This is a genomic window from Agromyces aurantiacus (assembly GCF_016907355.1).
GTDB classification, from domain to species: domain Bacteria; phylum Actinomycetota; class Actinomycetes; order Actinomycetales; family Microbacteriaceae; genus Agromyces; species Agromyces aurantiacus.
The window spans coordinates 630,738-652,759 of sequence record NZ_JAFBBW010000001.1 but is presented as its reverse complement, the minus strand read 5'-3'; the positions used below and the strand labels follow the sequence as shown (position 1 = coordinate 652,759).

Sequence of the window (22,022 nt, the reverse complement as noted above, 5' to 3'; positions counted from 1 at the left end):
GCATGCAGGGGGCGATCGGGTCCGGGGCGCGGCCGTCGGCGCCGACCCTCGAGATGGTGGCGCGCGAGGCGAACGTGTCCCGCGCGACCGTCAGCCGCGTCGTGAACGGGTCGCCGAAGGTCTCCGCCGAGGTCGTGCGCGCGGTCAACGCGGCGATCGCGAAGCTCAACTACGTGCCCAATCGCGCGGCGCGCTCGCTCGCGAGCCGCACGTCGGGGGCGATCGCGCTCGTGGTGCCCGAGGACACGACGAGGTTCTTCGGCGACCCGTACTTCGCCGCGATCGTGCAGGGCATCACGCGCCGGCTCGACACGAGCGAATACCTGCTCAACCTGCTGCTGTCCACGAGCGATCCCACGCGCAAGACGCTGCGCTACCTGCGCTCGGGGGTCGTCGACGGCGCGCTCGTCGTGTCGCACCACGAGGGCGACCACTCGCTGCACGAGGCCGCGCACGAGATGCCCATGGTGTTCGGCGGCCGCCCGCCGAACATCGGCGACGACGACATCTTCGTCGACGTCGACAACCTCGAGGGCGGCATGACCGCGACCGAGCGCCTCCTCGCGATCGGCCGTCGCCGCATCGGCACGATCACGGGCCCGCTCGACATGCCCGCCGCGGTCGACCGCCTCGCCGGCTTCCGCCGCGCGATGGCGACCGCGGGGCTCCGCGACGACGCCGTCGAGACCGCCGACTTCTCGGTCTCCGGAGCGGTCGACGCGACGCGCCGCCTGCTCGATCGCGTGCCCGACCTCGACGGCGTCTTCGTCGCGAGCGACCTGATGGCGACCGGCACGCTCGCGGTGCTGCGCGAGCGCGGCCGGTCCGTGCCGCGCGACATCGCCGTGGTCGGGTACGACGACAGCCCCGCGGCGACCTCCTCGGCGATCCCGCTCACGACCGTGCACCAGCCCTCGGAGCAGATGGGCTACATGATGGCCGACCTGCTGCTGCGGCTGCTCTCCGGAGAGCAGGTGCCGCACCGCAACATCATGCCGACCTACCTCGTGCGCCGTTCCTCCGCCTAGGCCGCCGGGCGCGGGAGGACCGCAGCCGGCCGGCGACACGCCCGTCCACCGGGCACTCAGGCGGCGCCCACGCGCCTCGGAGGTCGCGGTCCTAGCCTGAGGCCGTATGGTGCAGCAGGTCGCGCGCCGGGACGCGTCGGTCGACGTGGTCCGGATCCTCGCGATCGTGGCCGTGGTGGCGGGTCACGTGTGGTTCGAGCCTGCCGTGCGGCTCGCGACGTACACGTGGCACGTGCCGGTCTTCTTCGTCCTGAGCGGCTACCTCAGCTCCGGCCGGCCCGCGCGGCTCGGCTCCGTCCTCGGGCGACGCGCGCGCTCCCTCCTGGTGCCGTACGCGGCCTGGCTGCTCATCCTCGGGCTCGCGCTGGGCGCCGTCGACCAGCCGCTCCGGCTGCTCGCGGGCGGCACCGCGCTGCCGCGCGGATTCACCGCATTCTGGTTCGTGACCGCGTTCTTCGTCGCCGTCGCGGGGGCGGCCGTGCTCGATCGGATGCCGCTCGCAGGGCAATGGGGCGTGGCCCTCCTGCTGCTCGCCGCGGGCGGGATCGCCGGACGAGCCCTCGCGGATGTGCCCCTCGATGCGGCGGTAGGCCTGGCCTGCGTCGTGTTCGTCGTCGCCGGGCGTACGCTCCGCGCCGTCCGCGATCACCTCGCGCGCCCCGTGCGCACCGGCGCGGCGATGCTCGCCCTCGCGGCGGTGCTCATCGCGTCGGGCGCGTCGGCGCCGCTCGACCTGAAGCAGGGCGACTTCGGCACGCCCGTCGTGAGCGTCGTCTCGGCGATCCTCGTGTCGTGCGGGCTCATCCTCGTCGCGCGCGGCGCCGTCGACCGCGCGCTCTCGCGGCTCGGCGATCGCGCCGCCGAGCGGACCGGCGCGCTCGTGTCGCGGCTGGCGCTCTGCGGCTTCGCCGTCGTACTCACGCACGCCGCCGTCCTGCTCGTCATGCGGCGTCTCGAGGCCGCGCCGTGGCTCGCGTTCGCGGTCGCGCTCGTGGTGACGTGGTCGGCGGCGATGGTGCTGCTCGTCACGCCGCTCGCGCCGATCCTGTGCGGCGTGCCGCGGCAGCGCGCGTCGGCCGGGAACGCGCCGGACCCCAAGGGCGAACGGCTCGCGTCAGGCCTCGAAGCGCACGCCCGCGGCATCCGCGAACCGGCGGCGCATGACCTCGATCGCGTCGGCGTGCTCGTCGACGAGCACGAAGCGGCGCCCGAGCCCGCGGGCCACCGCGCCGGTCGTGCCTGACCCCGCGAACGCGTCGAGCACCCAATCGCCCGGTCGGCTGGACGCCTGCACGATCCGCCGCAGCACGCCCTCGGGTTTCTGCGTCGGGTAGCCCGTCTTCTCGCGGCCGGTCGGCGACACGATCGTGTGCCACCACACGTCGGTCGGCAGCTTGCCGCGCTCGACCTTCTCGGGCGTGACGAGGCCCGGCGCCATGTACGGCTCGCGGTCGACGGCCTCGGAGTCGAAGAAGTACGCCTCGGGGTCCTTGACGTACACGAGGATCGTGTCGTGCTTGGTCGGCCAGCGCCGCTTCGTCTTGCCGCCGTAGTCGTACGCCCAGATGAGCTCGTTGAGGAAGCACTCGCGGCCGAACAGCGCGTCGAGCAGCACCTTCGCGTAGTGCGCCTCGCGGTAGTCCAGGTGCAGGTAGAGCGTGCCGTCGTCGGCGAGGAGCCGCCACGCCTCCGCGAGCCGCGGCTCGAGGAAGCCCCAGTAGTCGTCGAACCGGTCGTCGTAGCGGAGCAGGTCGCCGCGGATGCGCTCGTACTGCCGGCCGCCGAAGCCCGTGATCGTGCCGGCGCCCGACCGGCCGCGCGTGCCCGCGTCCCCGGCGGTGCCCTCGAATGGCACGGGGCCCGCGTCATCCGCCCCGCCCTGCCGCACGTGCCGGGTGGCCTGGCGCGCCTGGCTGCGCCCCGTGTTGAAGGGCGGGTCGAGGTAGACGAGCGTGAAGCGACCGTCGGGAAGCGTCGGCAGCACGTCGAGGTTGTCGGCGTGGATGACGCGGTCGGGTTCGTCGGCGGCCACCGGTCAAGTCTGCCAGCGGATGCCGCGTCGGCCCGTGCGGCGCGACCGGCCGAAGGTCCCGCGCTCGCCGTCTCCGTCGCCGTACCCTGTCGCACGGGTGGAGGCACGCGACGCGGACGGGACGGGACCATGCGCGCACTGGTGGTGTACGAGACGATCTGGGGCAACACGGGCGAGCTCGCGGCGGCGGTGGCCGAGGGGCTCCGCGCCGGCGCCGGCGTCGACGAGGTCGACCTCGTCGAGGCGGCCGACGCGCCCGCGGCGATCGACCCCGAGGTGGACCTGCTCGTCGTCGGCGGCCCGACGCACGCGTTCTCGATGACGACCGGCTCGACCCGGGAGTCGGCCCGTCAGCAGGGCGCGACGCGCATCCCGGCCCGCGGGATCCGCGAGTGGCTCGAGCAGCTCGCGCCGCCGGCCTCGGCGGTCGCCGTCGCCACGTTCGACACTCGGACGGTCGCGCCGCGGCTGCCCGGGTCGGCGGCGAAGAAGGCGCTCAAGCGGCTCGTCGCGAAGGGGTTCCGCCCCGTCGACCGGCCCGCGACGTTCGGGGTGCACGGGTACTCCGGGCCGATCGCCGACGGCGAGCTCGAGCGGGCGCGCGCCTGGGGCGCGACGCTCATCGACGCGTAGCGGCGCATCGCGCGGCGGCGCATCGCGCGGCGGCGGGTCATCCGGCGGCGCGGCGCCCGCGGGCTGCCGTCGCGCGGCTCAGCGGTCGACGTCGAGCCGGATGCGGCCGCGGAACCGGTCGGGGTCGTCGTCGGCCGCGTCGGCCGCCGCGAAGGCGATGCCCTTGTCGCCGTCGCCGGGGACGGGCGCCGGCACCGGCAGGCGGGCCTGGCGGTCGACCTCGACCTGCGCCTCGTACTTGCGCGGCGCGAAGACCTCGTCGCCGATCATCATGACCGCGGCGCCCGACGGCTTGCCGCGCTTGGTCTTGTCGGACAGGTCGATCCACCCGAGGCGCACCGCGAGCGCGCCGAGCGCGATCACCGCGCCTCCGATGAGGAGGATCATCCACCAGTCCACCCGGCGATTCTAGACGGACCGACGTCGGCTCACGTTCAGGGCTTCCCCAGCGACCGCCCCGCGCCCCTCGCCGGTTCATTTCAGCGGATATACGATCCGCCACCCCGTCATCTCGGCCCTTCCAGCGGCGCGCCGGATCGTATATCCGCCGTTCTGGACGAGACAGGGCGAGGGGGCCGGGCCCGCGAGGCGCGGGTCAGGGCACGCGGTTCAGCCAGTCGGGCGTCGCGAACTTCGAGGCGACGAGCGCCTCGGCCTCGGCGAGCTCGTCGGGCGTCACCTCGCCCGGCGTCGCACCGTACAGGTCGGCGAACGTCTCCTTGAGCCGCTCGATGACCTCGGCGCGAGGGAGGCCCGTCTGCGAGCGCAGCGGGTCGACGCGCTTGGCCGCCGACGCGATGCCCTTGTCGCTGATCTTCTCGCGGCCGATGCGCAGCACCTCGAGCATCTTCGCGTTATCGAGGTCGTACGCCATCGTCACGTGATGCAGCACTCCGCCCGAGCCGAGGCGCTTCTGCGCGGCGCCGCCGATCTTGCCGGCCGGGCTCGCGATGTCGTTGAGCGGCTGGTACGTCGCGTCGATCCCGAGCGAGCGCAGCCCCTGCAGCACCCAGTCGTCGAGGAACGCGTACGAGTCGGCGAAGCTCATGCCCTGCACGAGCTCGGCCGGCACGTAGAGCGAGTACGTGACGACGTTGCCCTTCTCCATCATCATCGCGCCGCCGCCCGAGATGCGCCGCACGACGTCGAAGCCGTAGCGGGCCGCGCCATCCGGGTCGACCTCGTTCTTGACCGACTGGAACGAGCCGATGACGACGGCCGACTCCTCCCACTCCCAGAAGCGCAGCGTGGGCTTGCGGCGACCCTCGCCGACGCGCGTCGCGAGCACCTCGTCGAGCGCGAGGTGGAGGCGGGGCGGCACGGCGGGGTCGTGCACGATCTCCCACTCGTAGTCGGCCCAGGTCGTGGCATCGGTCAGCGCCCGGCGCACGGCGACGGCCACCGCCTCGGCCGAGAAGCCGAGCATGACGGCGTCGGCGCGGAGCCCCTTGGTGATCGCCGCGGCGATCTGCTTGGCGTCGGATGCCGCGGGCAGGCCCTCGATCGCCGCGTTGATGTCGTCGAGCGCCTCGTCGGGTTCGAGGAAGAAGTCGCCCGCGACGCGCACGTTGCGGATGGCGCCGCCTTCGACGTCGAAGTCGACGACCACGAGCTTGCCGCCGGGGACCTTGTACTCACCGTGCATGGACCCCAGCCTACGGATGCGGCGCGGCGTAGGCTCGGCCCAGTGGTGCCCCGCCCCGCCGGACGACCGGCTCGCGGGCACGACGAGACCACGGGGGTGCGCGATGACCACGCTGTTCCTGGCACGCCACGGCGAGACCGTCTGGCACGCCGAGCACCGCTACGCCGGCTCGTCCGACGTCGCGCTCACCGACCACGGACTCGTGCAGGCCGACGAGCTCGGCGCGTGGGCGCCGCGCGCACGCCTGTCGGCGATCGTGGCATCGCCGCTGCAGCGGGCTCGGCTCACGGCGAAGCCGGCGGCGGATGCCACGGGGCTCGACGTGCGCATCGAGCCCCGCCTCGTGGAGATCGACTTCGGGTCGGGCGAGGGGCTCACTCCCGCCGAGCTCGACGAGCGGATGCCGGCCGAGTGGCTGGCCTTCCAGCGCCATCCGGCCCGCCAGCCGATGCCCGCGGGCGAGTCGGGCGTGGAGGGCGCCGCTCGCGCGCTGCCGGCGCTGCTCGAGCTCGTCGACGAGTTCCCGCACGGCCGAGTGCTCGTGGTCACGCACGCGACCCTCATGCGGCTCGTGCTCTGCGAACTGCTCGGCATCGATCCCGACCGCTACCGCGACCTGCTCCCCGCCGTCGAGAACTGCGCGCTGACCGAGGTGCGCTTCGAGGAGCTCGAGGGGCGCCGGCAGGCCCGGCTGCTCGGGTTCAACGTGCCGCCGCGGGCGTACTGACCGGCGCGGGCATCCGGCTCAGTCGACCGCGAACCGCTCGTCGAGCCAGCGCACGAGGTCGGACCGGACCTCCTCGCGGTTGGTCTCGTTGAAGACCTCGTGCCGGGCTCCCGGGTAGACCACGAGGGTCACGTCGGCGAGGCCCGAGCGACGCGCGTACGCGTTCGCGAGCTTGACCGCGCTCTGCTCGCCGCCCAGCGTGTCGTCGGAGCCGACCATGATGAGCAGCGGCAGCTCGGCGGGCAGGTTCCTCGCGGGGCGGCCGAGGAGCCGCGCCGACTCGATCAGCCCGAACAACTGCTGCAGCGGCACCGCGGTCGTGTACGGATCCTTCGCGAACGCCTCGGCCACGGCGGGGTCGCGCGAGAGCCACTCGAGCCCCGTCGTGCCGAGGTGCTTGTGGCGGCGATTGAGGTCGCCGGAGTCCATGTGGGGAGGCAACCGGTACGCGGTGCCGGTGAGCACGACCGCGTCGTAGTCCTCGGCGAACCGGTTCACGATGATCTGCGCCATGAGCGATCCCCACGAGTGGCCGAGCAGCACGAGCGGCACGCTCTCGCCCTCGGTCGCGCGGATGACGCGGGTGAACCGGTGCACGTCGTCGATGGCGGCGCGCAGGCCGCCCGGCCCGAGCCGTCCCATCCGGTCGAGGTTCCCGCCGTGCTGCTCGAACCCGGTCTGGCCGTGGCCGCGGTGGTCGTCGGCCCAGACCGAGTAGCCCGCCTCGTTGAGCGCGGCGACGAGCTCGCCGTACCGTCCGATGTGCTCGCCGACGCCGTGCACGAGCTGCACGACCGCGGTCGGCTCCGGCACGCGCCAGTGCTCGTAGTGGATGCGCACCCCGTGCGGGTCGGTGAACGTCGGCATGCGCTCATCCTGTCACCCAGCGGGACGACGCCGGACCGCACGCGCCCTCCACCGCGCACGGACTTCTCCTCGCCTCATCCCCGCGAGCGCGTGTACATCCGACCATCGTGTTCGGGCAAGCAATTGCGCTCGTCGGATGTGCACGCGCTCGGGGGCCGAGCAGTGCGCGCCACGCGACATCCGCTCAGGCCTCGCGGGTCACCTCGACCGAGACGAAGAGCTCGGATGCGCCGGGGCCCGCGTACACCCCGCGCAGCGGCGGCACGTCGCCGTAATCGCGGCCGCGGCCCACGAGCACGTGCAGCTCGCCGACCTCGGCGAGGTTGGTCGGGTCGTAGCCGCGCCACGAGCCGGCGAACCACTCGACCCACGCGTGCGACTCGCCCGTGACGGTCACGCCGACCGGGGCCTCGCGATCGGGATGGAGGTAGCCCGACGCGTACCGTGCGGGGATGCCGACCGAGCGCAGCGCCCCGATCGCGAGGTGCGCCATGTCCTGGCACACGCCCTTGCGCTCGGCCCACGCCTCGCGGGCCGTCGAGTTCACGCCCGTGACGCCCGTGACGTACTCGACCGCGTCGCCGATCGCGCGCGAGATCTCGAGCGCGGTCTCGCCGACGGGCATCCCCTCGGCGGCGATCTCCGCGGCGAGCGCGGCGACCTCGGGCGGCGGCTGCGTGGCATCCGTCTGGGTGGTGAACTCGACGAACGGCACGCTCGAGGTGCGGATGGCGGCGAGCTCGGCCCAGGTCGGCTCCGGTCGGCGGCCGGGCAGCGGGCGCACCTCGACGACGCTCGTCGCGGTGACCGAGAGCTCGCGGTGCGGGGTCAGCACCTCGAACGTCGACACGCGCGTGCCCCAGTAGTCGAGGTAGGCGTGCTGCGTCGCACCCGGACGGATGTCGAGCGCGGCGTGCAGCACGAACTGCTCGCCACCCGAGTGCGGCAGCATGCGCGCCTCGTTGTACGACGCCGTCGCGGGCTCGGCGTAGTCGAACCCGGTGCGATGCACGATGCGCAGGCGGCTCACGAGACCTCCCCGATCCAGACGGGCACGACGCTCGCCGGGAAGTAGCGGTGGCGGATCGCGTCGCTCGCCGCCGAGACGACCTCCTGCACGTGCTCCATATGGCCCGCGACATCGTGGAGGATCTCGGCGATCGGCCGGTACTCGAGCTCGGAGCGGATCTGGCCGAGCAGCCGCTGCGCCTGGTCGGTCACGCCGACCCGGCCCGCGCGGGGGTCGATCTCGCGCAGCGACTCCTCGGCGCGGATGACGCTCGAGATGATCGAGCGCGGGAACAGCCGGTCGAGCAGCAGGAACTCGGCCGCCGACTGCGTCGACGGGACGCCGCGGTAGCTGCGCAGGTACGCCTCGTACCCGCCGCAGCTGCGGAGGATGGTGGTCCAGCTCGGGCCGCTCGCCTCGGTGAGCGACCGCGTGGCCAGCAGGCGCGCGGTCATGTCGGCGCGTTCGATCGCGCGGCCGAGGTTGAAGAAGTGCCACGCCTCGTCGCGGCTCGTCGCCGAGTCGACGACGCCGAGCGCGAGCGCCGCACGATCGCGCACCCAGCGGAAGAACTCGTGGGTCTTGTCGGATGCCACGTACCGCGGCATGCGCGCGTTCGTGTGATTGAGGGCCTCCCACAGCTCGGTCGACACGATCTCGCGCGCCCGGCGGGCGTTCTCGCGCGCGGCGGTGATCGAGTGCGCGATCGAGGCCGGATGGGACGGGTCGACCGCGAGCAGCGCGATCACGTCGTGGCGGCCGAGCGGGCCGTCGCCGCGCGGCTCGCTGCCCATCACCGAGAGCAGCGCCCGGCAGGCGGTGTCCTCGTCGATCCACGGGTCCTCGAGGAGGAGCTGCAGGTGCACGTCGAGGATGCGCGCGGTGCCGTCGCTGCGCTCGATGTAGCGGCCGATCCAGAAGAGCGACTCGGCGATGCGGCTCAGCATCAGCGCACCTCCTCGTCGGTGGTGGTCGAGGAGCCGACGGAGTCGGCGTCTCGAGACCCGTCGTGGGACAGGGTCTCGAGACGGGCGCTGCGCGCCCTCCTCGACCCGCGCATCCGTCGTTGCTGCTGCTGTTGCTGCTGTTGGCGCACGGGCGCGTCCTCGTCCTGCGGCGACGACTCCGGGCGGTGGCCGCGGTGCGGAGCCACCTGCTCGGCCTCGACGACGGGCGTGGACGCGGTCGGCGTCACGGCCGGCGTCGCCGTCGCGGCCGACGTCGCCTGGTCGGCGACCACTCCCCCGACCCCGCCCGGCCGGCGCGCGGGCACGAGCCCCACGATGGGACCCGTCACGTTCGCGTCATCCAGCACCCAGGTGTCCTTCGACCCGCCGCCCTGGCTGGAGTTCACGACGAGCTGGCCCTCGGGCAGGGCGACCCGGGTGAGCCCGCCCGGCAGCACCCACACGTCGGTCCCGTCGTTGACCGCGAACGGGCGCAGGTCGGCGTGCCGCGGGCGCATGCCGTCCTCGACCAGCGTCGGGATGGTCGAGAGCTGCACGACGGGCTGGGCGATCCAGCCGCGCGGGTCCTTGCGCAGGCGCCCGCGCAGTTCCGCGAGCGTCGACCGCGAGGCATCCGGCCCCACCACCAGGCCCTTGCCGCCCGACCCGTCGACGGGCTTCACGACGAGCTCGTCGAGGCGGTCGAGCACCTCGGCGAGCGCCTCGGGCTCCTCGAGCCGCCACGTGTCGACGTTCGGCAGGATCGGCTCCTCCCCGAGGTAGTAGCGGATGAGGTCGGGCACGTACGTGTAGACGAGCTTGTCGTCGGCGACGCCGTTGCCGACCGCGTTCGCGATCGTGACGTGCCCGAGGCGGGCCGCGAGCATGAGGCCCGGCGCGCCGAGCACCGAGTCGGGCCGGAACTGCTGCGGATCGAGGAACTCGTCGTCGACTCGGCGGTAGACGACGTCGACGCGGGTCGGCCCGGCCGTCGTGCGCATCCACACGCGGCCGCCCGAGCAGAACAGGTCGCGGCCCTCGACGAGCTCGACGCCCATGAGTCGGGCGAGCAGCGTGTGCTCGTAGTACGCCGAGTTGTGGACGCCGGGCGTGAGCACCACGACGGTCGGGTCGTCCACGCCCTCGGGCGCGCTCGCGCGCAGCGCCTGCAGCAGCCGGTTCGGGTAGTCGCCGACGGGGCGCACGCGCATCGAGGTGAACAGCTCGGGCAGCGTCTGGGCCATGACCCGGCGGTTGGAGATCACGTAGCTCACGCCGCTCGGCACGCGCACGTTGTCCTCGAGCACGCGCCAGGCGCCGACCTCGTCGCGGATGACGTCGATGCCCGCGACGTGGATGCGCACGCCGTTCGCGCTCACGATGCCGGCCGCCTGGCGGTGGAAGTGCGTGGACGAGCTGATCAGCGCGGCCGGGATGACGCCGTCGCGCACCGCGGCCTGCGGTCCGTACACGTCGCCGAGGAACCGTTCGAGCGCGCGGACGCGCTGCGCGACGCCCGCCTCGACGACGTTCCACTCGGACGACGAGATGACGCGCGGGACGGCGTCGAGCGGGAACGGCCGCTCCTCCCCCGCGAAGTCGAAGGTGACGCCCTGCGCGAGGTACGAGCTCGCGAGCGCGTCGGTCCGGCCCCGCAGCTCGTCCTGCGTCATGCGCGCGAGGGCCGGGTAGAGCTCGCGGTACGGCTCGCGCACGGCTCTCGCTCCGGTGGGGAACATCTCGTCCCACGGGCGCGCGCTGGTGCGCCGACGCGATCGGGTCGCCGCGTATCCGTCGAAGAGGCTGCCCATGCCGAGAGCGTTCCAGCCGGGCGTTTCGGAGGTGTTTCGCTCGCGCGGCGGGCGGATGTCGGGCGGCGGCGGCCGCGGTCGGGCCGCCGTCGCTCTGCAGGCGTGCGCTCGGCGTGCCTCGCGGAGCGCGGCGATCCACGCCGCGCGACACGACTCCGCACCGGCACGGCGCGGGCGGCCGAGCCATCCGGAATCATTAGCCACACTAATTTGTTATGCTAACTACATGACCGACACCCTCGCTCCGGCACCCGCTCGCGCGCGGCGGGCCACGCTCGCCGAGCAGAGCACCGAACTGCGACTCTCGGTCATGCGGCTCGCTCGCCGCATGCGGCAGGAACGTGCCGACACCGAGCTCAGCGCGACCCAGTACGCCGCGCTCGCGTGGACGGCGAGCGAGGGCCCGCTGACCCCCGGCCGGCTCGCCGAGCTCGAGCGGGTCACCCCGCCCTCGATGAACCGCACCGTGAACTGCCTCGTCGAGTCGGGACTGCTCGTGCGCGAGGGCTCCCCCGACGACGGCCGCAAGATCCTGCTGCACGCGACCCCCGCGGGCCACGAGATCGTCCGCGAGACCCGACGCCGACGCGACGCCTGGCTCGCCAAGCGACTCGCGACCCTCACCCCCGACGAGCGGAACACCATCGCCGCCGCAACCGACATCCTCAGGAGGCTCACCGACCAGTGAAGGCCATGTTCCGCTCCCTCGCGTCGGTCGACTACCGCATCTGGTTCGTCGGCGCGCTCATCTCCAACATCGGCGCCTGGATGCAGGCCACGGCCCAGAGCTGGGTCGTGCTCACCGAGCTGACCGACAACGACGCCTTCGCCGTGGGCATCACCATGGCGCTCCAGTTCGCGCCGCAGCTGCTGCTCGTGCCCGTCACCGGGCTCATCGCCGACCGCTTCGAGCGCCGCAAGGTCCTCATGATCACGCAGTCGGCCATGATGCTGCTCGGCCTCGCGCTCGGCGCCCTGCTGATCCTCGGCCACGCCGAGCTCTGGCACCTCTACCTCTTCGCGACCCTGTTCGGCATCGCCAACGCGATCGACGTGCCGGCCCGTCAGACCTTCGTCGCCGACCTCGTGTCGTCGTCGAACATGTCGAACGCGGTCGCGCTGAACTCGGCCTCCTTCAACGCCGCACGCATGATCGGCCCGGCGCTCGCAGGCCTGCTCATCGTGCTGGTCGGCACCGGCTGGGTCTTCGTCATCAACGCCGTCACGTTCGTCGCGGTGCTCGTCGCCCTCGCGAAGCTGCGCGGATCGAAGCTGCGCCGCGTGCCGCGGGCCCCCCGTGAGCGCGGCGCGTTCGCCGCGGGCTTCCGCTATGCGGCCGGCCGGCCCGACCTCGTCGTCGTCTTCGTCATGGTGTTCCTCATCGGCGCCTTCGGCATGAACTTCCCGATCTTCTCCTCGACCATGGCCGTCGAGTTCGGCCGCGGCGCGGGCGAGTACGGCCTGCTGTCGTCGATCCTCGCGATCGGCTCGCTCACGGGCGCGCTGCTCGCGGCCAAGCGCGAGCGGGCCCGCATCCGCGTGATCATCGCCGCCGTGGCCTTCTTCGGCGTCGCCGCGACGGTCGCGGCGCTCATGCCGACGTACTGGCTCTTCGCGGCGTCGACCGTGTTCATCGGCTTCACGATCGTCACCATGCTCACCACGGCCAACGGGTACGTGCAGACCACGACCGACCCGCTGCTGCGCGGGCGCGTCATGGCGATCTACATGGCGATCCTCGCGGGCGGCACGCCCATCGGCGCGCCGATCGTGGGCGCGGTCGCGAACGCGTGGGGCCCGCGCTGGGCGCTCGGCGTCGCCGCCGCCGCGGCGGCCGTCGCCGCGCTCGTCGGCCTCGGCTGGCTCATCGTCGGTCGCGGCCTTCGGGTGGTGCGCCATCCGGTCGACGGGCGGATGCCGCGGCTCACGCTCGCCTACGCCGAGGCGCCGACCGCGGCGATCGCCGTGCCGGTCACGCGCCCGGTCGACGTGGTCGAGCGCACCGCGCCGGTCCGCGGCATCGAGCGCACCGCGCCGGTCGACGTCGTCCGGCGCACCGCGCCGCACGCCGGCGCGAAGGACCGCCCGGGCGGCCCACCCCGCGCCACGCCGTGCCCGCCGGCGCCCGCGACATCCGGCACCTGATCGCCTCACCCGCGCCAGGCGCTCGAGTCGCCACTTCCGCCGGGAATCGAGCACGGACACCCGGCGCAAGTGGCAACTCGATCAGGAGCGCCGGGGGTCCTGAAGCGAACCCGCGGACAGCATTCGACGAACGGACCCATCCCTCCGATTTCTCGGGTCGACCCCTTGACTTCCGACTTCCCCCCGAACGAGGGTGGACGGACCGGCGGTGCGGCACCAGCGCCCGCCGGCATCATCCGGCCGGGTCCACCAGGCCCGGAACCACTGCAGAGTCGCAGGGAGAAACCGTGAAGAGAACCAGCAGGACGGCCGTGGGCGTCGTGGCGGTCACCGCCGCGATCACCATGGCCACGACCACCGCCAACGCCGCCGTGCCCACCGACACGACGGCCTTGCGCGACGCCGTGACCGCCGACGCGATCATGGGTCATCTCGATGACCTCCAGGGGATCGCCGACGCCAACGACGGGACGCGCGCGAGCGGCACGTCGGGCTACGACGCATCCATCGACTACATCGAGAGCGCGCTCCTCGGCGCGGGCTACGAGGTGACGAGGCAGGACTTCACGTTCAACTCGTTCCGCGAGCTGTCGGCGCCCGAGTTCGAGCAGCTCTCGCCGAACCCGACGACCTATGTTCCGGGCGTGGACTTCTTCACGGCCGAGTACTCGGGCAGCGGCGACGTGACGGCACCGCTCGAGGCCGTCGACCTGGTCCTGCCTCCGGGCGCGACCGCGAGCACGTCGAACAGCGGGTGCGAGGCATCCGACTTCGACGGCTTCACCGCCGGGAACATCGCACTCGTGCAGCGCGGCACGTGCGACTTCGCGGTGAAGGCCGCGAACGCGTACGACGCCGGCGCGGTCGGCGTGATCATCTTCAACGAGGGCCAGGAGGGCCGCACCGAGACGCTCAACGCGACGCTCGGCGACCAGTTCAGCGACGACCTCCCGGTCGTCGGGACGTCGTTCGAGATCGGCAACGACCTCGCCACGCTCCTCGAGTCGGGCGAGGTGGTCGTCCACCTCAAGACCGACACGCTCATCGAGCTCGATGTCCCGACGTCGAACCTCATCGCCGAGACGCCGACCGGTCGCGACGACCGCGTCGTGATGGCCGGTTCGCACCTCGACTCGGTGCCCGACGGCCCGGGCATCGAGGACAACGGCACCGGCTCGGCGACGCTGCTCGAGACCGCGCTGCAGATGGCCGACCTGGGCATCGAGCCGCGGAACACCGTGCGCTTCGCGTGGTGGGGCGCCGAGGAGGCCGGCCTCGTCGGCTCGCAGTTCTACGTCGATTCGCTCTCGAAGTCGGAGGTGAAGGACATCCAGCTGTACCTCAACTTCGACATGATCGGCTCGCCGAACTACGCGCGCTTCATCTACGACGGCGACGGCGGCGCGTTCGGCATCACGGGCCCCAACGGCAGCGCGCACATCGAGCGCACCTTCGAGGAGTACTTCGCCTCGCAGGGCCTGGCCTCGGAGCCCACCGCGTTCGACGGACGGTCGGACTACGACGCGTTCATCAGCGCCGGGATCCCGGCCGGCGGCCTGTTCACGGGTGCCGAGGACGCCAAGACGGCCGACCAGGTCGACCTCTACGGCGGGCTCGCGACGTTCGACGGTGAGCCGGTGTCGTACGACCCGTGCTACCACCAGCCGTGCGACAGCATGGACCCGATCGGCGACGGCGCCGACGCCGGCCTGTACGAGGCGCTCAACGCCGCGTACGGCGGCGCGCTCGAGTACGAGGGCGTCATCACCAACATCAACACGACGGCGCTCGAGGAGATGGCCGACGCGGCCGCGCACGCGATCCTCACCTACGCCATGTCGACGAGCTCGGTGAACGGCACGGGCAAGGCCTCGCCGGTCGCGGGCTCGAACGCGGGCGACCGCCTGGGCTCGCACTTCCGGCGCTGACACGCTGAATCGCCGAACGGACCGGCCTCCCGAGCATCCCGCTCGGGAGGCCGGTCCGCGCGGGCCAGGACGCGAGCGCGGCTCGCGGCTCGCGGCTCGCGCCGGAATCCCGCCGCACCGGGTCCGGCGCGGCTACCGTACCGCTACGCCCTACCGTGACCGACGAGACGAGACGCCGTGGAATCCGCTGAGACCCGACCCGCCGACGCCGCATCCGATGCCCGTCCCGACCGCCACGACGCGACGGCGGCCGGGCCCTTGACGCCGCCACGACCCATCCCCTGGTGGGCCTACCTGCTCATCGGCGTGGGCTCGGCGCTGATCGGCCTGCTGCCCTGGATCGTCACGGGCATGCGGCTGCCGCTGCAGAACCTCTGGGCGACGCAGACGCTGCCGCAAGACATGCCGATCGCGCTGCTGCCCTTCAGCCAGTACATGCTGACCCTGATCGTCGCCATCATGGTGACGGGCGCGACGATCGCCGGCATCGTCGTGCGCGCGACCCGCGCACGGCGCCCGAGGTCCGGGGTCGCCGCGGCGCTCGCAGGCCTGCTGGCCGTGCAGGTCGTCGCCGTCGTCCAGTCCGCGGTCCTGGTGGAGGCGGGCCTCGAGGAGCGCTCCGAGTCGACGCTGTACCTGGCGGCGCTCGTCGCGATCGCGACGCTGTCGGTGCTCGTCGGCGTGCTCGTCATGCTGCTCGTGGCATCGGCGCCCAAAGCCGGTGCGGTCGTGGGGCTGAGCATCGCCGCGGTCGCCTCGGTGTCGTGGTTCACCGGCCTGATCGCCCCGCGCGGCCTCGTCCCGACGACCGACCTGTCGTGGGCGCTGAGCCTGGTGCGATGGATCCCGCCCGTCATCGTCGGCGCGGCGATCGCGTGGGCGGGGCTGCGGACCGTCGGCCGGGTGCTCGCGGCGCTTTTCGGGCTCGTGCTCCTGTGGGTCGCTCCGGCGCTCGTCACGGGGGTCTCGAACGCCGCGGGGAGCCGGGTGCTCGCCAAGGACCCGCAGCTCATGATCGAGTACGCGGTGGACGTCTTCGGGATGGCACTGACCATGCCGAGCCTCGTCGTGCCGCCACTCGTGGTGGCCGTCGTGGTCGCGGTCGCCGGGCTCGTCGGCCGCGCGATCGTGCGCCGGGCGCGGAACGCGGAGGGATCGCAGCCGCCGGGGCAGGACGCTCCCGGAGCCGGATCGGCCTAGCGGCCCGCGGCTCCCGCGGCGCTGCGCGGCGTCGACTCGCGCACGACGAGCTCGGGCTGGAACTGCACCTGCTCGGGTACGAACTCGTCGCCCTGGCGCGCCTCGCGCAGCAGCAGGTCGACCGCGGTGTACCCGATCAGCCACGCCGGCTGCCGGATGGAGGAGAGCGGCACGACCGCCGCCTGCGCGAAGTCGATGTCGTCGTAGCCGATGAGCGCGATGTCGTCGGGCACTCGCGCGTCGCCGAGCATCACGAGCGCCTGCAGCACCCCCATGGCGAGCAGGTCGTTCGCGGCGAACACCGCGTCAGGGCGCTCCTCCGGCGCGCGGCTGCGGATGCGCTCGCCGGCCGCGCGGCCCTCGAGCACCGTGGTGGACTCGGTCTCGATGACCTCGAGCGTCACGCCGGGCGTCTCGGCCGCGGCGCGGCGGGCGCCCTCCAGTCGATCGGCGACCTGCCGGATGCTCGTGGGCCCGCCCACGAACGCGATGCGCCGGCGACCCGACTCGATCAGGTGCCGCACGGCCTGCCCGCCGCCCACGACGTCGTCGACCGCGACCGACGAGAAGCTGCGGTCGGCGGCCTCGCGGTCGACGAGCACGACCGGCACGCCGCGGGCTCGAAGCCGTTCGAGGCGAGGCAGGTCGTCGGCCAGCGGCGAGACGAGCACGCCGTGCACGCGCTGCTCCTCGAACAGGTCGAGGTAGGCGCGCTCGCGGTCGGGGTTGTCGTCGCTGTTGCCGAGCAGGATCGTCAGGCCGTCCTCGGCCGCGCGGTCCTCGGCGCCGCGCGCGACATCCGTGAAGAACGGGTTGCGCACGTCGAGCACGACGAGGCCGATCGAGCGACTCCGACCGGCGCGCAGCTGCCGCGCGGCGTCGTTGCGCACGAAGCCGAGCTCGTCGATGGCGGCGAGCACCCGGGCGACGGTCTCGGGCGAGACCTTGTCGGGGCGGTTCAGCACGTTCGACACGGTGCCGACCGACACGGATGCCGCGGCCGCGACGTCGCGCACGCTGATCGCCATCTCGACTCCCTCCCGTCGGAGTCTACGAGTCGCCGGCGAACGTTCGCCGGGAAATCGCCTTCCCGTTGCGAACCGCCGTTCCGTGTCGTATGCTTTGAAACGATTCACGACGAACGGAGAGCTCGACGATGAGCACAGGCACGACGCAGCGGGTCTGCTTCCAGCTGCAGGTCGACCCCGGGCGCCTCGACGACTACCGCGAGCGGCACGCCGCTGTGTGGCCCGACATGCTCCGCGCCATCGAGGCATCCGGCCGGCGCAACTACTCGCTCTTCCTCCGCCAGGACGGCCTGCTCATCGGCTACTACGAGGTCGACGACGACGAGGCCGCGCAGGTCGCACTCGCGAACGACCCGCGCACCGCACCCTGGGAGGCCGAGATGGCGGGGTTCTTCGTCTCGCTCGACGGCGACCGACCCGACCAGGGCGCCCCGCGCCTTCCCGAGGTGTTCCACCTCGAAGACCAGCTCGCGGCGCTCGGCGCCGACCACGCGACATCCGGCACCACCCGCACAGAAAGCAGCGACCAGTGAGCACCATTCCACAGACCGTCCTCGACCAGCTCGAGCTGCAGTCGATCGAGCTCCCCAGCTGGGCGTTCGGCAACTCGGGCACCCGCTTCAAGGTGTTCGCAACGCCGGGCACCCCGCGCGACCCGTACGAGAAGATCGCGGATGCCGCGCAGGTGCACCAGTACACCGCGCTCGCGCCGACCGTCGCGCTGCACATCCCGTGGGACAAGGTCGACTCCTACGACGACCTGCGCACGCACGCCGAGGACCTGGGCGTCTCGCTCGGCACGATCAACTCGAACACCTTCCAGGACGACGACTACAAGTTCGGCGCCCTCACCCACGAGGATCCGGCGGTACGCCGCAAGGCCATCGACCACCACTTCGAGTGCATCGACATCATGCACGCGACCGGCAGCCGCGACCTGAAGATCTGGCTCGCCGAGGGCTCGAACTACCCGGGCCAGGCCGACCTGCGCGGCCGCCAGGACCGCCTGCACGAGTCGCTCGCCGAGATCTACGCGCGCCTCGGCGACGAGCAGCGCCTCGTGCTCGAGTACAAGTTCTTCGAGCCGGCGTTCTACCACACCGACGTGCCCGACTGGGGCACGAGCTACGCGCAGGTCGCGGCGCTCGGGGACAGGGCGATGGTCTGCCTCGACACGGGCCACCACGCGCCCGGCACGAACATCGAGTTCATCGTCATGCAGCTGCTGCGCCTCGGCAAGCTCGGCTCGTTCGACTTCAACTCGCGCTTCTACGCCGACGACGACCTCATCGTGGGTGCGGCCGACCCGTTCCAGCTGTTCCGCATCGTGTTCGAGGTCGCGCGCGGCGGCGGCCTGAACCATCCGGATGTCGCGTTCATGCTCGACCAGTGCCACAACGTCGAGGACAAGATCCCGGGCCAGATCCGCTCGGTGCTGAACGTGCAGGAGATGACCGCGCGGGCGCTGCTCGTCGACACCGACGCGCTGCGCGCCGCGCAGGTCTCGGGCGACGTGCTCGAGGCGAACCGCATCTTCATGGACGCGTTCTACACCGACGTCCGCCCCGCCCTCGCGCAGTGGCGCGAGTCGCGCGGCCTGCCCGCCGACCCGATGGCGGCGTTCGCGGCATCCGGGTACCTGCAGCGGATCGCCGAGGAACGCGTCGGCGGCGTGCAGGCCGGCTGGGGCGCGTAACCCCCTCTCGAGTGGGCGATCCTGGCGGCCTCAGCCCCCGGGACCTCGCCAGGATCGCCCACTCGCGTGTCACACGATTCCACCGAGACGATCGAGAAAGGCGAGCGGATGACGCAGCAGGCGCCGTACGGCGCGGCCGACGGCCTGGTCCGGGTGTACCCGGCGGATGCCGCGGCCGCACGGCCCACGGCCGGGCTCGTCTGGGCGCACGGCGGCGGGTTCGCCGCGGGCGACCTCGACATGCCCGAGGCCGACTGGGTCGCCCGTGCCTTCGCCGCGCGAGGCCTCACCGTCGTCTCGATCGACTACCGGCTCGCCGTCGACGCCGCAGGGCGCTACCCGGCCGGGTCCGACGACGTGCTCGCGGCCTGGCGCTGGGCCCTCGCGAACGCCGACGAGCTCGGCGTCGACCCGTCGCGCCTGCTCGCCGGCGGCGCGAGCGCCGGCGCCAACCTCGTGACCGGCACCGTGCTCCGACTGCTCGGCCATCCCACCCACTCCGACTCCGCCGGCGGGGCGCCTGCGCCCGGCGCGACACCCGAGGCCGCGCCGGAGACGCGCGCCCCGTCGGCGGCCCTCACTCCCCCGCCTGCTGCCGGTCCCGCGCCGTCCGGACCGCTTCCGGCCGGCGTGTTCATCGCCTACCCCACGCTGCTCGCGGTGCAACCGGCGCCGGATGCCGCGCTGCGGGCGCTGCTCGACGCGAACCCGGTCGCCGATCGCTTCGGACCCGACGTCGTGCGCGCCATGTACGAGAACTACCTCGGCGGCCCGGTCGACGGTGCGCCGCTGCCCGCTGTGCCGGGCCTCGCGGCGCCCGCCGACCTCAGCGGCTTCCCGCCCGTGCTCATGGTCAACGGCGAGGCCGACGAGCTGCGGGTCTCGGGTGAGGCGTTCGCGGCGACGCTCGCCGCGGCATCCGTGCCCGTCGAGGTCGTGACCGAACCCGGCACCGAGCACGGGCACCTGAACCGCCCGAGCGAGCCCGCGGCATCCGTCACCGTCGACCGGGTCGTGCGCTGGGCCGCCGACCTCGAGACGAGCGCTGCGCGTACACCCCCTTCACGAGTGGGCGATCTTGGCGGTCCGGCGATCGCCGACAGCGCCAAGATCGCCCACTCGAGAACCCAGACCACCCTCCGCACCACCGAAGGACTCACCCCATGACCAACCAGGCTCCTGCCGACCTCATCGCGCGGTCGAACCGCCTCGGCGCCGAGCCGAAGAACACGAACTACGCGGGCGGGAACACGTCCGCGAAGGGCACCGACGTCGACCCGGTCACGGGCGAGCCCGTCGAGCTGCTGTGGGTCAAGGGCTCCGGCGGCGACCTCGGTACGTTGAAGGAGGCCGGGCTCGCGGTGCTCCGCCTCGACCGGATGCGCGCGCTCGTGGACGTCTACCCCGGCGTCGACCGCGAGGACGAGATGGTCGCCGCGTTCGACTACTGCCTGCACGGCAAGGGCGGTGCCGCGCCCTCGATCGACACCGCCATGCACGGCCTCGTCGACGCCGCGCACGTCGACCACCTGCACCCCGACAGCGGGATCGCGATCGCGACCGCGGCCGACGGCGAGCAGCTCACCGCGAGGATCTTCGGCGAGAAGGTCGTCTGGGTGCCGTGGCGGCGCCCCGGCTTCCAGCTCGGGCTCGACATCGCCGAGATCAAGGCCGCCAACCCTGCCGCGATCGGCTGCATCCTCGGCGGTCACGGCATCACCGCGTGGGGCGACACGTCGGAGGAGTCGGAGCGGAACTCGCTCTGGATCATCGACACCGCCGCCGCGTACATCGCCGAGCACGGCAAGGCCGACCCGTTCGGCGGCGTCCGCGCCGGCTTCGAGGCGCTGCCCGAGGCCGAGCGGCACGCGCGCGCCGCGGCGCTCGCCCCCACCATCCGGGGCCTCGCCTCGACCGACAAGCCGATGGTCGGCCACTACACCGACTCCGACGTCGTGCTCGACTTCCTCGCGTCCGTGCGGGCGCCCGAGCTCGCGGCGCTCGGCACCAGCTGCCCCGACCACTTCCTGCGCACCAAGGTCAAGCCGATGATCCTCGACCTGCCGGCGACGGCGACGCTCGAGGAGCAGCTCGCGCGCCTGCAGGAGCTGCACGAGGCGTACCGCGCCGACTACCAGGCGTACTACGACGCGCACGCGACCGCCGACTCCCCTGCGATCCGCGGCGCCGACCCGCTGATCGTGCTCGTCCCAGGCGTGGGCATGTTCAGCTACGGCGCGAACAAGCAGACCGCGCGCGTGGCCGGCGAGTTCTACGTCAACGCGATCAACGTGATGCGCGGCGCCGAGGCGCTCTCGACCTACACCCCGATCTCCGACGCCGAGAAGTTCCGCATCGAGTACTGGGCGCTCGAGGAGGCGAAGCTCCAGCGGATGCCGAAGCCGAAGACCCACCAGGGCCGCATCGCGTTCGTGACCGGCGCGGCATCCGGGATCGGCAAGGCCATCGCGACCCGCCTGGCGGCCGAGGGCGCGTGCGTGGTCGTCGCCGACCTCGACCTCGAGAAGGCCCAAGCCGCCGCGGCCGAGCTGGGTGGCACGGATGTCGCGATCGGCGTCGCCGCGAACGTCGCCGACGCCAACGGGGTGCAGGCCGCGATCGACGCGACCGTGCTCGCGTTCGGCGGCATCGACCTCGTCGTGAACAACGCCGGGCTCTCGCTGTCGAAGCCGCTGCTCGAGACCACCGAGCAGGACTGGGACCTCCAGCACGACGTCATGGCGAAGGGCTCGTTCCTCGTCGCCAAGGCCGCCGCCAAGGCGCTCATCGAGCAGAAGATGGGCGGCGACGTGATCTACATCTCGTCGAAGAACTCGGTGTTCGCCGGCCCGAACAACATCGCCTACTCGGCGACCAAGGCCGACCAGGCCCATCAAGTGCGTCTGCTCGCCGTCGAGCTGGGCGAGCACGGCGTGCGCGTGAACGGCATCAACCCCGACGGCGTGGTGCGCGGCTCGGGCATCTTCGCCGCCGGCTGGGGCGCGAACCGCGCCGCGACCTACGGAGTCAAGGAGGAGGACCTGGGCCAGTTCTACGCGAACCGCACCATCCTCAAGCGCGAGGTCGTGCCCGAGAACGTCGCCGACGCGGTGTACGTGCTCACGGGCCCCGAGCTCAGCCGCACCACGGGCCTGCACATCCCGGTCGACTCCGGCGTCGCCGCCGCGTTCCTGCGATGAGCGGGCTGGCGCGCCGTCGCGTTGCCGGTTCCGCCGGGTTCGACGCGGGAGAACCCGGCAGAAGTGGCAACTCACGGGGCTGGGTGGCCTGGCCGCGCGCGTCCGCTCGCGCCCGCGTTGCCGGTT

At 72.7% G+C, this 22,022-nt stretch carries 19 protein-coding genes and 1 pseudogene; 12 read left to right on the top strand and 8 right to left on the bottom strand.

All coding sequences use genetic code 11. The features are described from left to right. Positions 1-2: 2 nt before the first annotated feature. Positions 3-1,028, top strand: coding sequence for a LacI family DNA-binding transcriptional regulator (locus JOD46_RS03115; RefSeq protein WP_204391594.1), 1,026 nt, complete (start codon positions 3-5; stop codon positions 1,026-1,028). A 106-nt stretch (positions 1,029-1,134) separates the two neighbouring features. Then, positions 1,135-2,037: pseudogene (locus JOD46_RS18450) on the top strand (acyltransferase family protein); the annotation flags it as partial. Between the two features lie 105 nt (positions 2,038-2,142). Here JOD46_RS18450 and JOD46_RS03110 read toward each other — a convergent pair. Beyond that, a complete protein-coding gene (locus JOD46_RS03110; RefSeq protein WP_307834885.1) occupies positions 2,143-3,060 on the bottom strand; it encodes a DNA-methyltransferase in 918 nt (305 codons plus the stop codon). Positions 3,061-3,189: 129 nt separating this feature from the next. Between JOD46_RS03110 and JOD46_RS03105 the strand changes: the two genes are divergently transcribed. Then, positions 3,190-3,693, top strand: coding sequence for a flavodoxin family protein (locus tag JOD46_RS03105; protein WP_204391592.1), 504 nt, complete (start codon positions 3,190-3,192; stop codon positions 3,691-3,693). A 78-nt stretch (positions 3,694-3,771) separates the two neighbouring features. Here JOD46_RS03105 and JOD46_RS03100 read toward each other — a convergent pair whose 3' ends face one another. Next, positions 3,772-4,092 carry a hypothetical protein gene (locus JOD46_RS03100; protein WP_204391590.1) on the bottom strand — a complete coding sequence of 107 codons (321 nt, stop codon included), beginning with the start codon at positions 4,090-4,092 and terminating at the stop codon, positions 3,772-3,774. Between the two features lie 196 nt (positions 4,093-4,288). Further along, on the bottom strand, positions 4,289-5,338 hold the full coding sequence (lplAB, locus tag JOD46_RS03095; RefSeq protein WP_204391588.1) for a lipoate-protein ligase LplAB: 1,050 nt from the start codon (positions 5,336-5,338) through the stop codon (positions 4,289-4,291). Between the two features lie 103 nt (positions 5,339-5,441). Here lplAB and JOD46_RS03090 point away from each other — a divergent pair, with 103 nt between their 5' ends. Next, a complete protein-coding gene (locus JOD46_RS03090) occupies positions 5,442-6,065 on the top strand; it encodes a histidine phosphatase family protein (protein ID WP_204391585.1) in 624 nt (207 codons plus the stop codon). An 18-nt stretch (positions 6,066-6,083) separates the two neighbouring features. Here JOD46_RS03090 and JOD46_RS03085 read toward each other — a convergent pair whose 3' ends face one another. The 4 genes from JOD46_RS03085 to JOD46_RS03070 form a co-directional block, all read right to left on the bottom strand. Beyond that, positions 6,084-6,932: an alpha/beta fold hydrolase gene (locus JOD46_RS03085; RefSeq protein WP_204391583.1), complete on the bottom strand. Its 849-nt coding sequence runs from the start codon at positions 6,930-6,932 to the stop codon at positions 6,084-6,086. A gap of 184 nt (positions 6,933-7,116) precedes the next feature. Continuing rightward, the gene (locus JOD46_RS03080) at positions 7,117-7,962 is read right to left on the bottom strand and encodes a transglutaminase family protein (protein WP_204391582.1); all 846 of its coding nucleotides are present in this window, start codon (positions 7,960-7,962) and stop codon (positions 7,117-7,119) included. Then, on the bottom strand, positions 7,959-8,888 hold the full coding sequence (locus JOD46_RS03075) for an alpha-E domain-containing protein (RefSeq protein ID WP_204391580.1): 930 nt from the start codon (positions 8,886-8,888) through the stop codon (positions 7,959-7,961). The genes JOD46_RS03080 and JOD46_RS03075 overlap by 4 nt, the downstream gene beginning before the upstream one ends. Continuing rightward, on the bottom strand, positions 8,888-10,699 hold the full coding sequence (locus JOD46_RS03070) for a circularly permuted type 2 ATP-grasp protein (protein ID WP_204391578.1): 1,812 nt from the start codon (positions 10,697-10,699) through the stop codon (positions 8,888-8,890). Before JOD46_RS03070 ends, JOD46_RS03075 begins: the two co-directional genes overlap by 1 nt. Positions 10,700-10,925: 226 nt before the next feature. Here JOD46_RS03070 and JOD46_RS03065 point away from each other — a divergent pair, with 226 nt between their 5' ends. The 4 genes from JOD46_RS03065 (at position 10,926) to JOD46_RS03050 (ending at position 15,972) form a co-directional block, all read left to right on the top strand. Then, positions 10,926-11,387, top strand: a complete 462-nt coding sequence (locus JOD46_RS03065; RefSeq protein ID WP_204391576.1) for a MarR family winged helix-turn-helix transcriptional regulator — start codon at positions 10,926-10,928, stop codon at positions 11,385-11,387. Positions 11,388-11,392: 5 nt separating this feature from the next. Then, positions 11,393-12,844 (top strand): MFS transporter, encoded by a 1,452-nt coding sequence (locus tag JOD46_RS03060; RefSeq protein WP_204391574.1) that lies wholly within the window; start codon positions 11,393-11,395, stop codon positions 12,842-12,844. Between the two features lie 287 nt (positions 12,845-13,131). Further along, the gene (locus JOD46_RS03055) at positions 13,132-14,772 is read left to right on the top strand and encodes a M20/M25/M40 family metallo-hydrolase (protein WP_307834884.1); all 1,641 of its coding nucleotides are present in this window, start codon (positions 13,132-13,134) and stop codon (positions 14,770-14,772) included. 177 nt (positions 14,773-14,949) lie between these two features. Then, positions 14,950-15,972, top strand: coding sequence for a hypothetical protein (locus JOD46_RS03050; RefSeq protein ID WP_204391572.1), 1,023 nt, complete (start codon positions 14,950-14,952; stop codon positions 15,970-15,972). On the opposite strand, the gene JOD46_RS03045 is transcribed toward JOD46_RS03050, so the two are convergent. Then, the gene (locus tag JOD46_RS03045; protein ID WP_204391570.1) at positions 15,969-17,000 is read right to left on the bottom strand and encodes a LacI family DNA-binding transcriptional regulator; all 1,032 of its coding nucleotides are present in this window, start codon (positions 16,998-17,000) and stop codon (positions 15,969-15,971) included. The genes JOD46_RS03050 and JOD46_RS03045 overlap by 4 nt on opposite strands. A gap of 128 nt (positions 17,001-17,128) precedes the next feature. On the opposite strand from JOD46_RS03045, the gene JOD46_RS03040 reads away from it, so the two are divergent. The 4 genes from JOD46_RS03040 (at position 17,129) to JOD46_RS03025 (ending at position 21,896) form a co-directional block, all read left to right on the top strand. Then, positions 17,129-17,533 (top strand): L-rhamnose mutarotase, encoded by a 405-nt coding sequence (locus JOD46_RS03040; RefSeq protein ID WP_204391568.1) that lies wholly within the window; start codon positions 17,129-17,131, stop codon positions 17,531-17,533. A 5-nt stretch (positions 17,534-17,538) separates the two neighbouring features. Beyond that, on the top strand, positions 17,539-18,696 hold the full coding sequence (gene rhaI, locus JOD46_RS03035; protein WP_372432734.1) for an L-rhamnose isomerase: 1,158 nt from the start codon (positions 17,539-17,541) through the stop codon (positions 18,694-18,696). Positions 18,697-18,762: 66 nt separating this feature from the next. Then, on the top strand, positions 18,763-19,863 hold the full coding sequence (locus tag JOD46_RS03030; protein WP_307834883.1) for an alpha/beta hydrolase fold domain-containing protein: 1,101 nt from the start codon (positions 18,763-18,765) through the stop codon (positions 19,861-19,863). Beyond that, entirely contained in the window at positions 19,860-21,896 is a 2,037-nt protein-coding gene (locus JOD46_RS03025) for a bifunctional aldolase/short-chain dehydrogenase (RefSeq protein ID WP_204391565.1), read from the top strand. Before JOD46_RS03030 ends, JOD46_RS03025 begins: the two co-directional genes overlap by 4 nt. Positions 21,897-22,022: the final 126 nt, after the last annotated feature.

Bases quoted from the DNA above. Each gene is read 5' to 3' on its own strand.
- JOD46_RS03115 (WP_204391594.1), top strand. From the start codon at position 3: ATGCAGGGGGCGATCGGGTCCGGGGCGCGGCCGTCGGCGCCGACCCTC.
- JOD46_RS03105 (WP_204391592.1), top strand. From the start codon at position 3,190: ATGCGCGCACTGGTGGTGTACGAGACGATCTGGGGCAACACGGGCGAG.
- lplAB (WP_204391588.1), bottom strand. From the start codon at position 5,338: ATGCACGGTGAGTACAAGGTCCCCGGCGGCAAGCTCGTGGTCGTCGAC.
- JOD46_RS03090 (WP_204391585.1), top strand. From the start codon at position 5,442: ATGACCACGCTGTTCCTGGCACGCCACGGCGAGACCGTCTGGCACGCC.
- JOD46_RS03085 (WP_204391583.1), bottom strand. From the start codon at position 6,932: ATGCCGACGTTCACCGACCCGCACGGGGTGCGCATCCACTACGAGCAC.
- JOD46_RS03075 (WP_204391580.1), bottom strand. From the start codon at position 8,888: ATGCTGAGCCGCATCGCCGAGTCGCTCTTCTGGATCGGCCGCTACATC.
- JOD46_RS03070 (WP_204391578.1), bottom strand. From the start codon at position 10,699: ATGGGCAGCCTCTTCGACGGATACGCGGCGACCCGATCGCGTCGGCGC.
- JOD46_RS03065 (WP_204391576.1), top strand. From the start codon at position 10,926: ATGACCGACACCCTCGCTCCGGCACCCGCTCGCGCGCGGCGGGCCACG.
- JOD46_RS03060 (WP_204391574.1), top strand. From the start codon at position 11,393: ATGTTCCGCTCCCTCGCGTCGGTCGACTACCGCATCTGGTTCGTCGGC.
- JOD46_RS03045 (WP_204391570.1), bottom strand. From the start codon at position 17,000: ATGGCGATCAGCGTGCGCGACGTCGCGGCCGCGGCATCCGTGTCGGTC.
- JOD46_RS03040 (WP_204391568.1), top strand. From the start codon at position 17,129: ATGAGCACAGGCACGACGCAGCGGGTCTGCTTCCAGCTGCAGGTCGAC.
- JOD46_RS03025 (WP_204391565.1), top strand. From the start codon at position 19,860: ATGACCAACCAGGCTCCTGCCGACCTCATCGCGCGGTCGAACCGCCTC.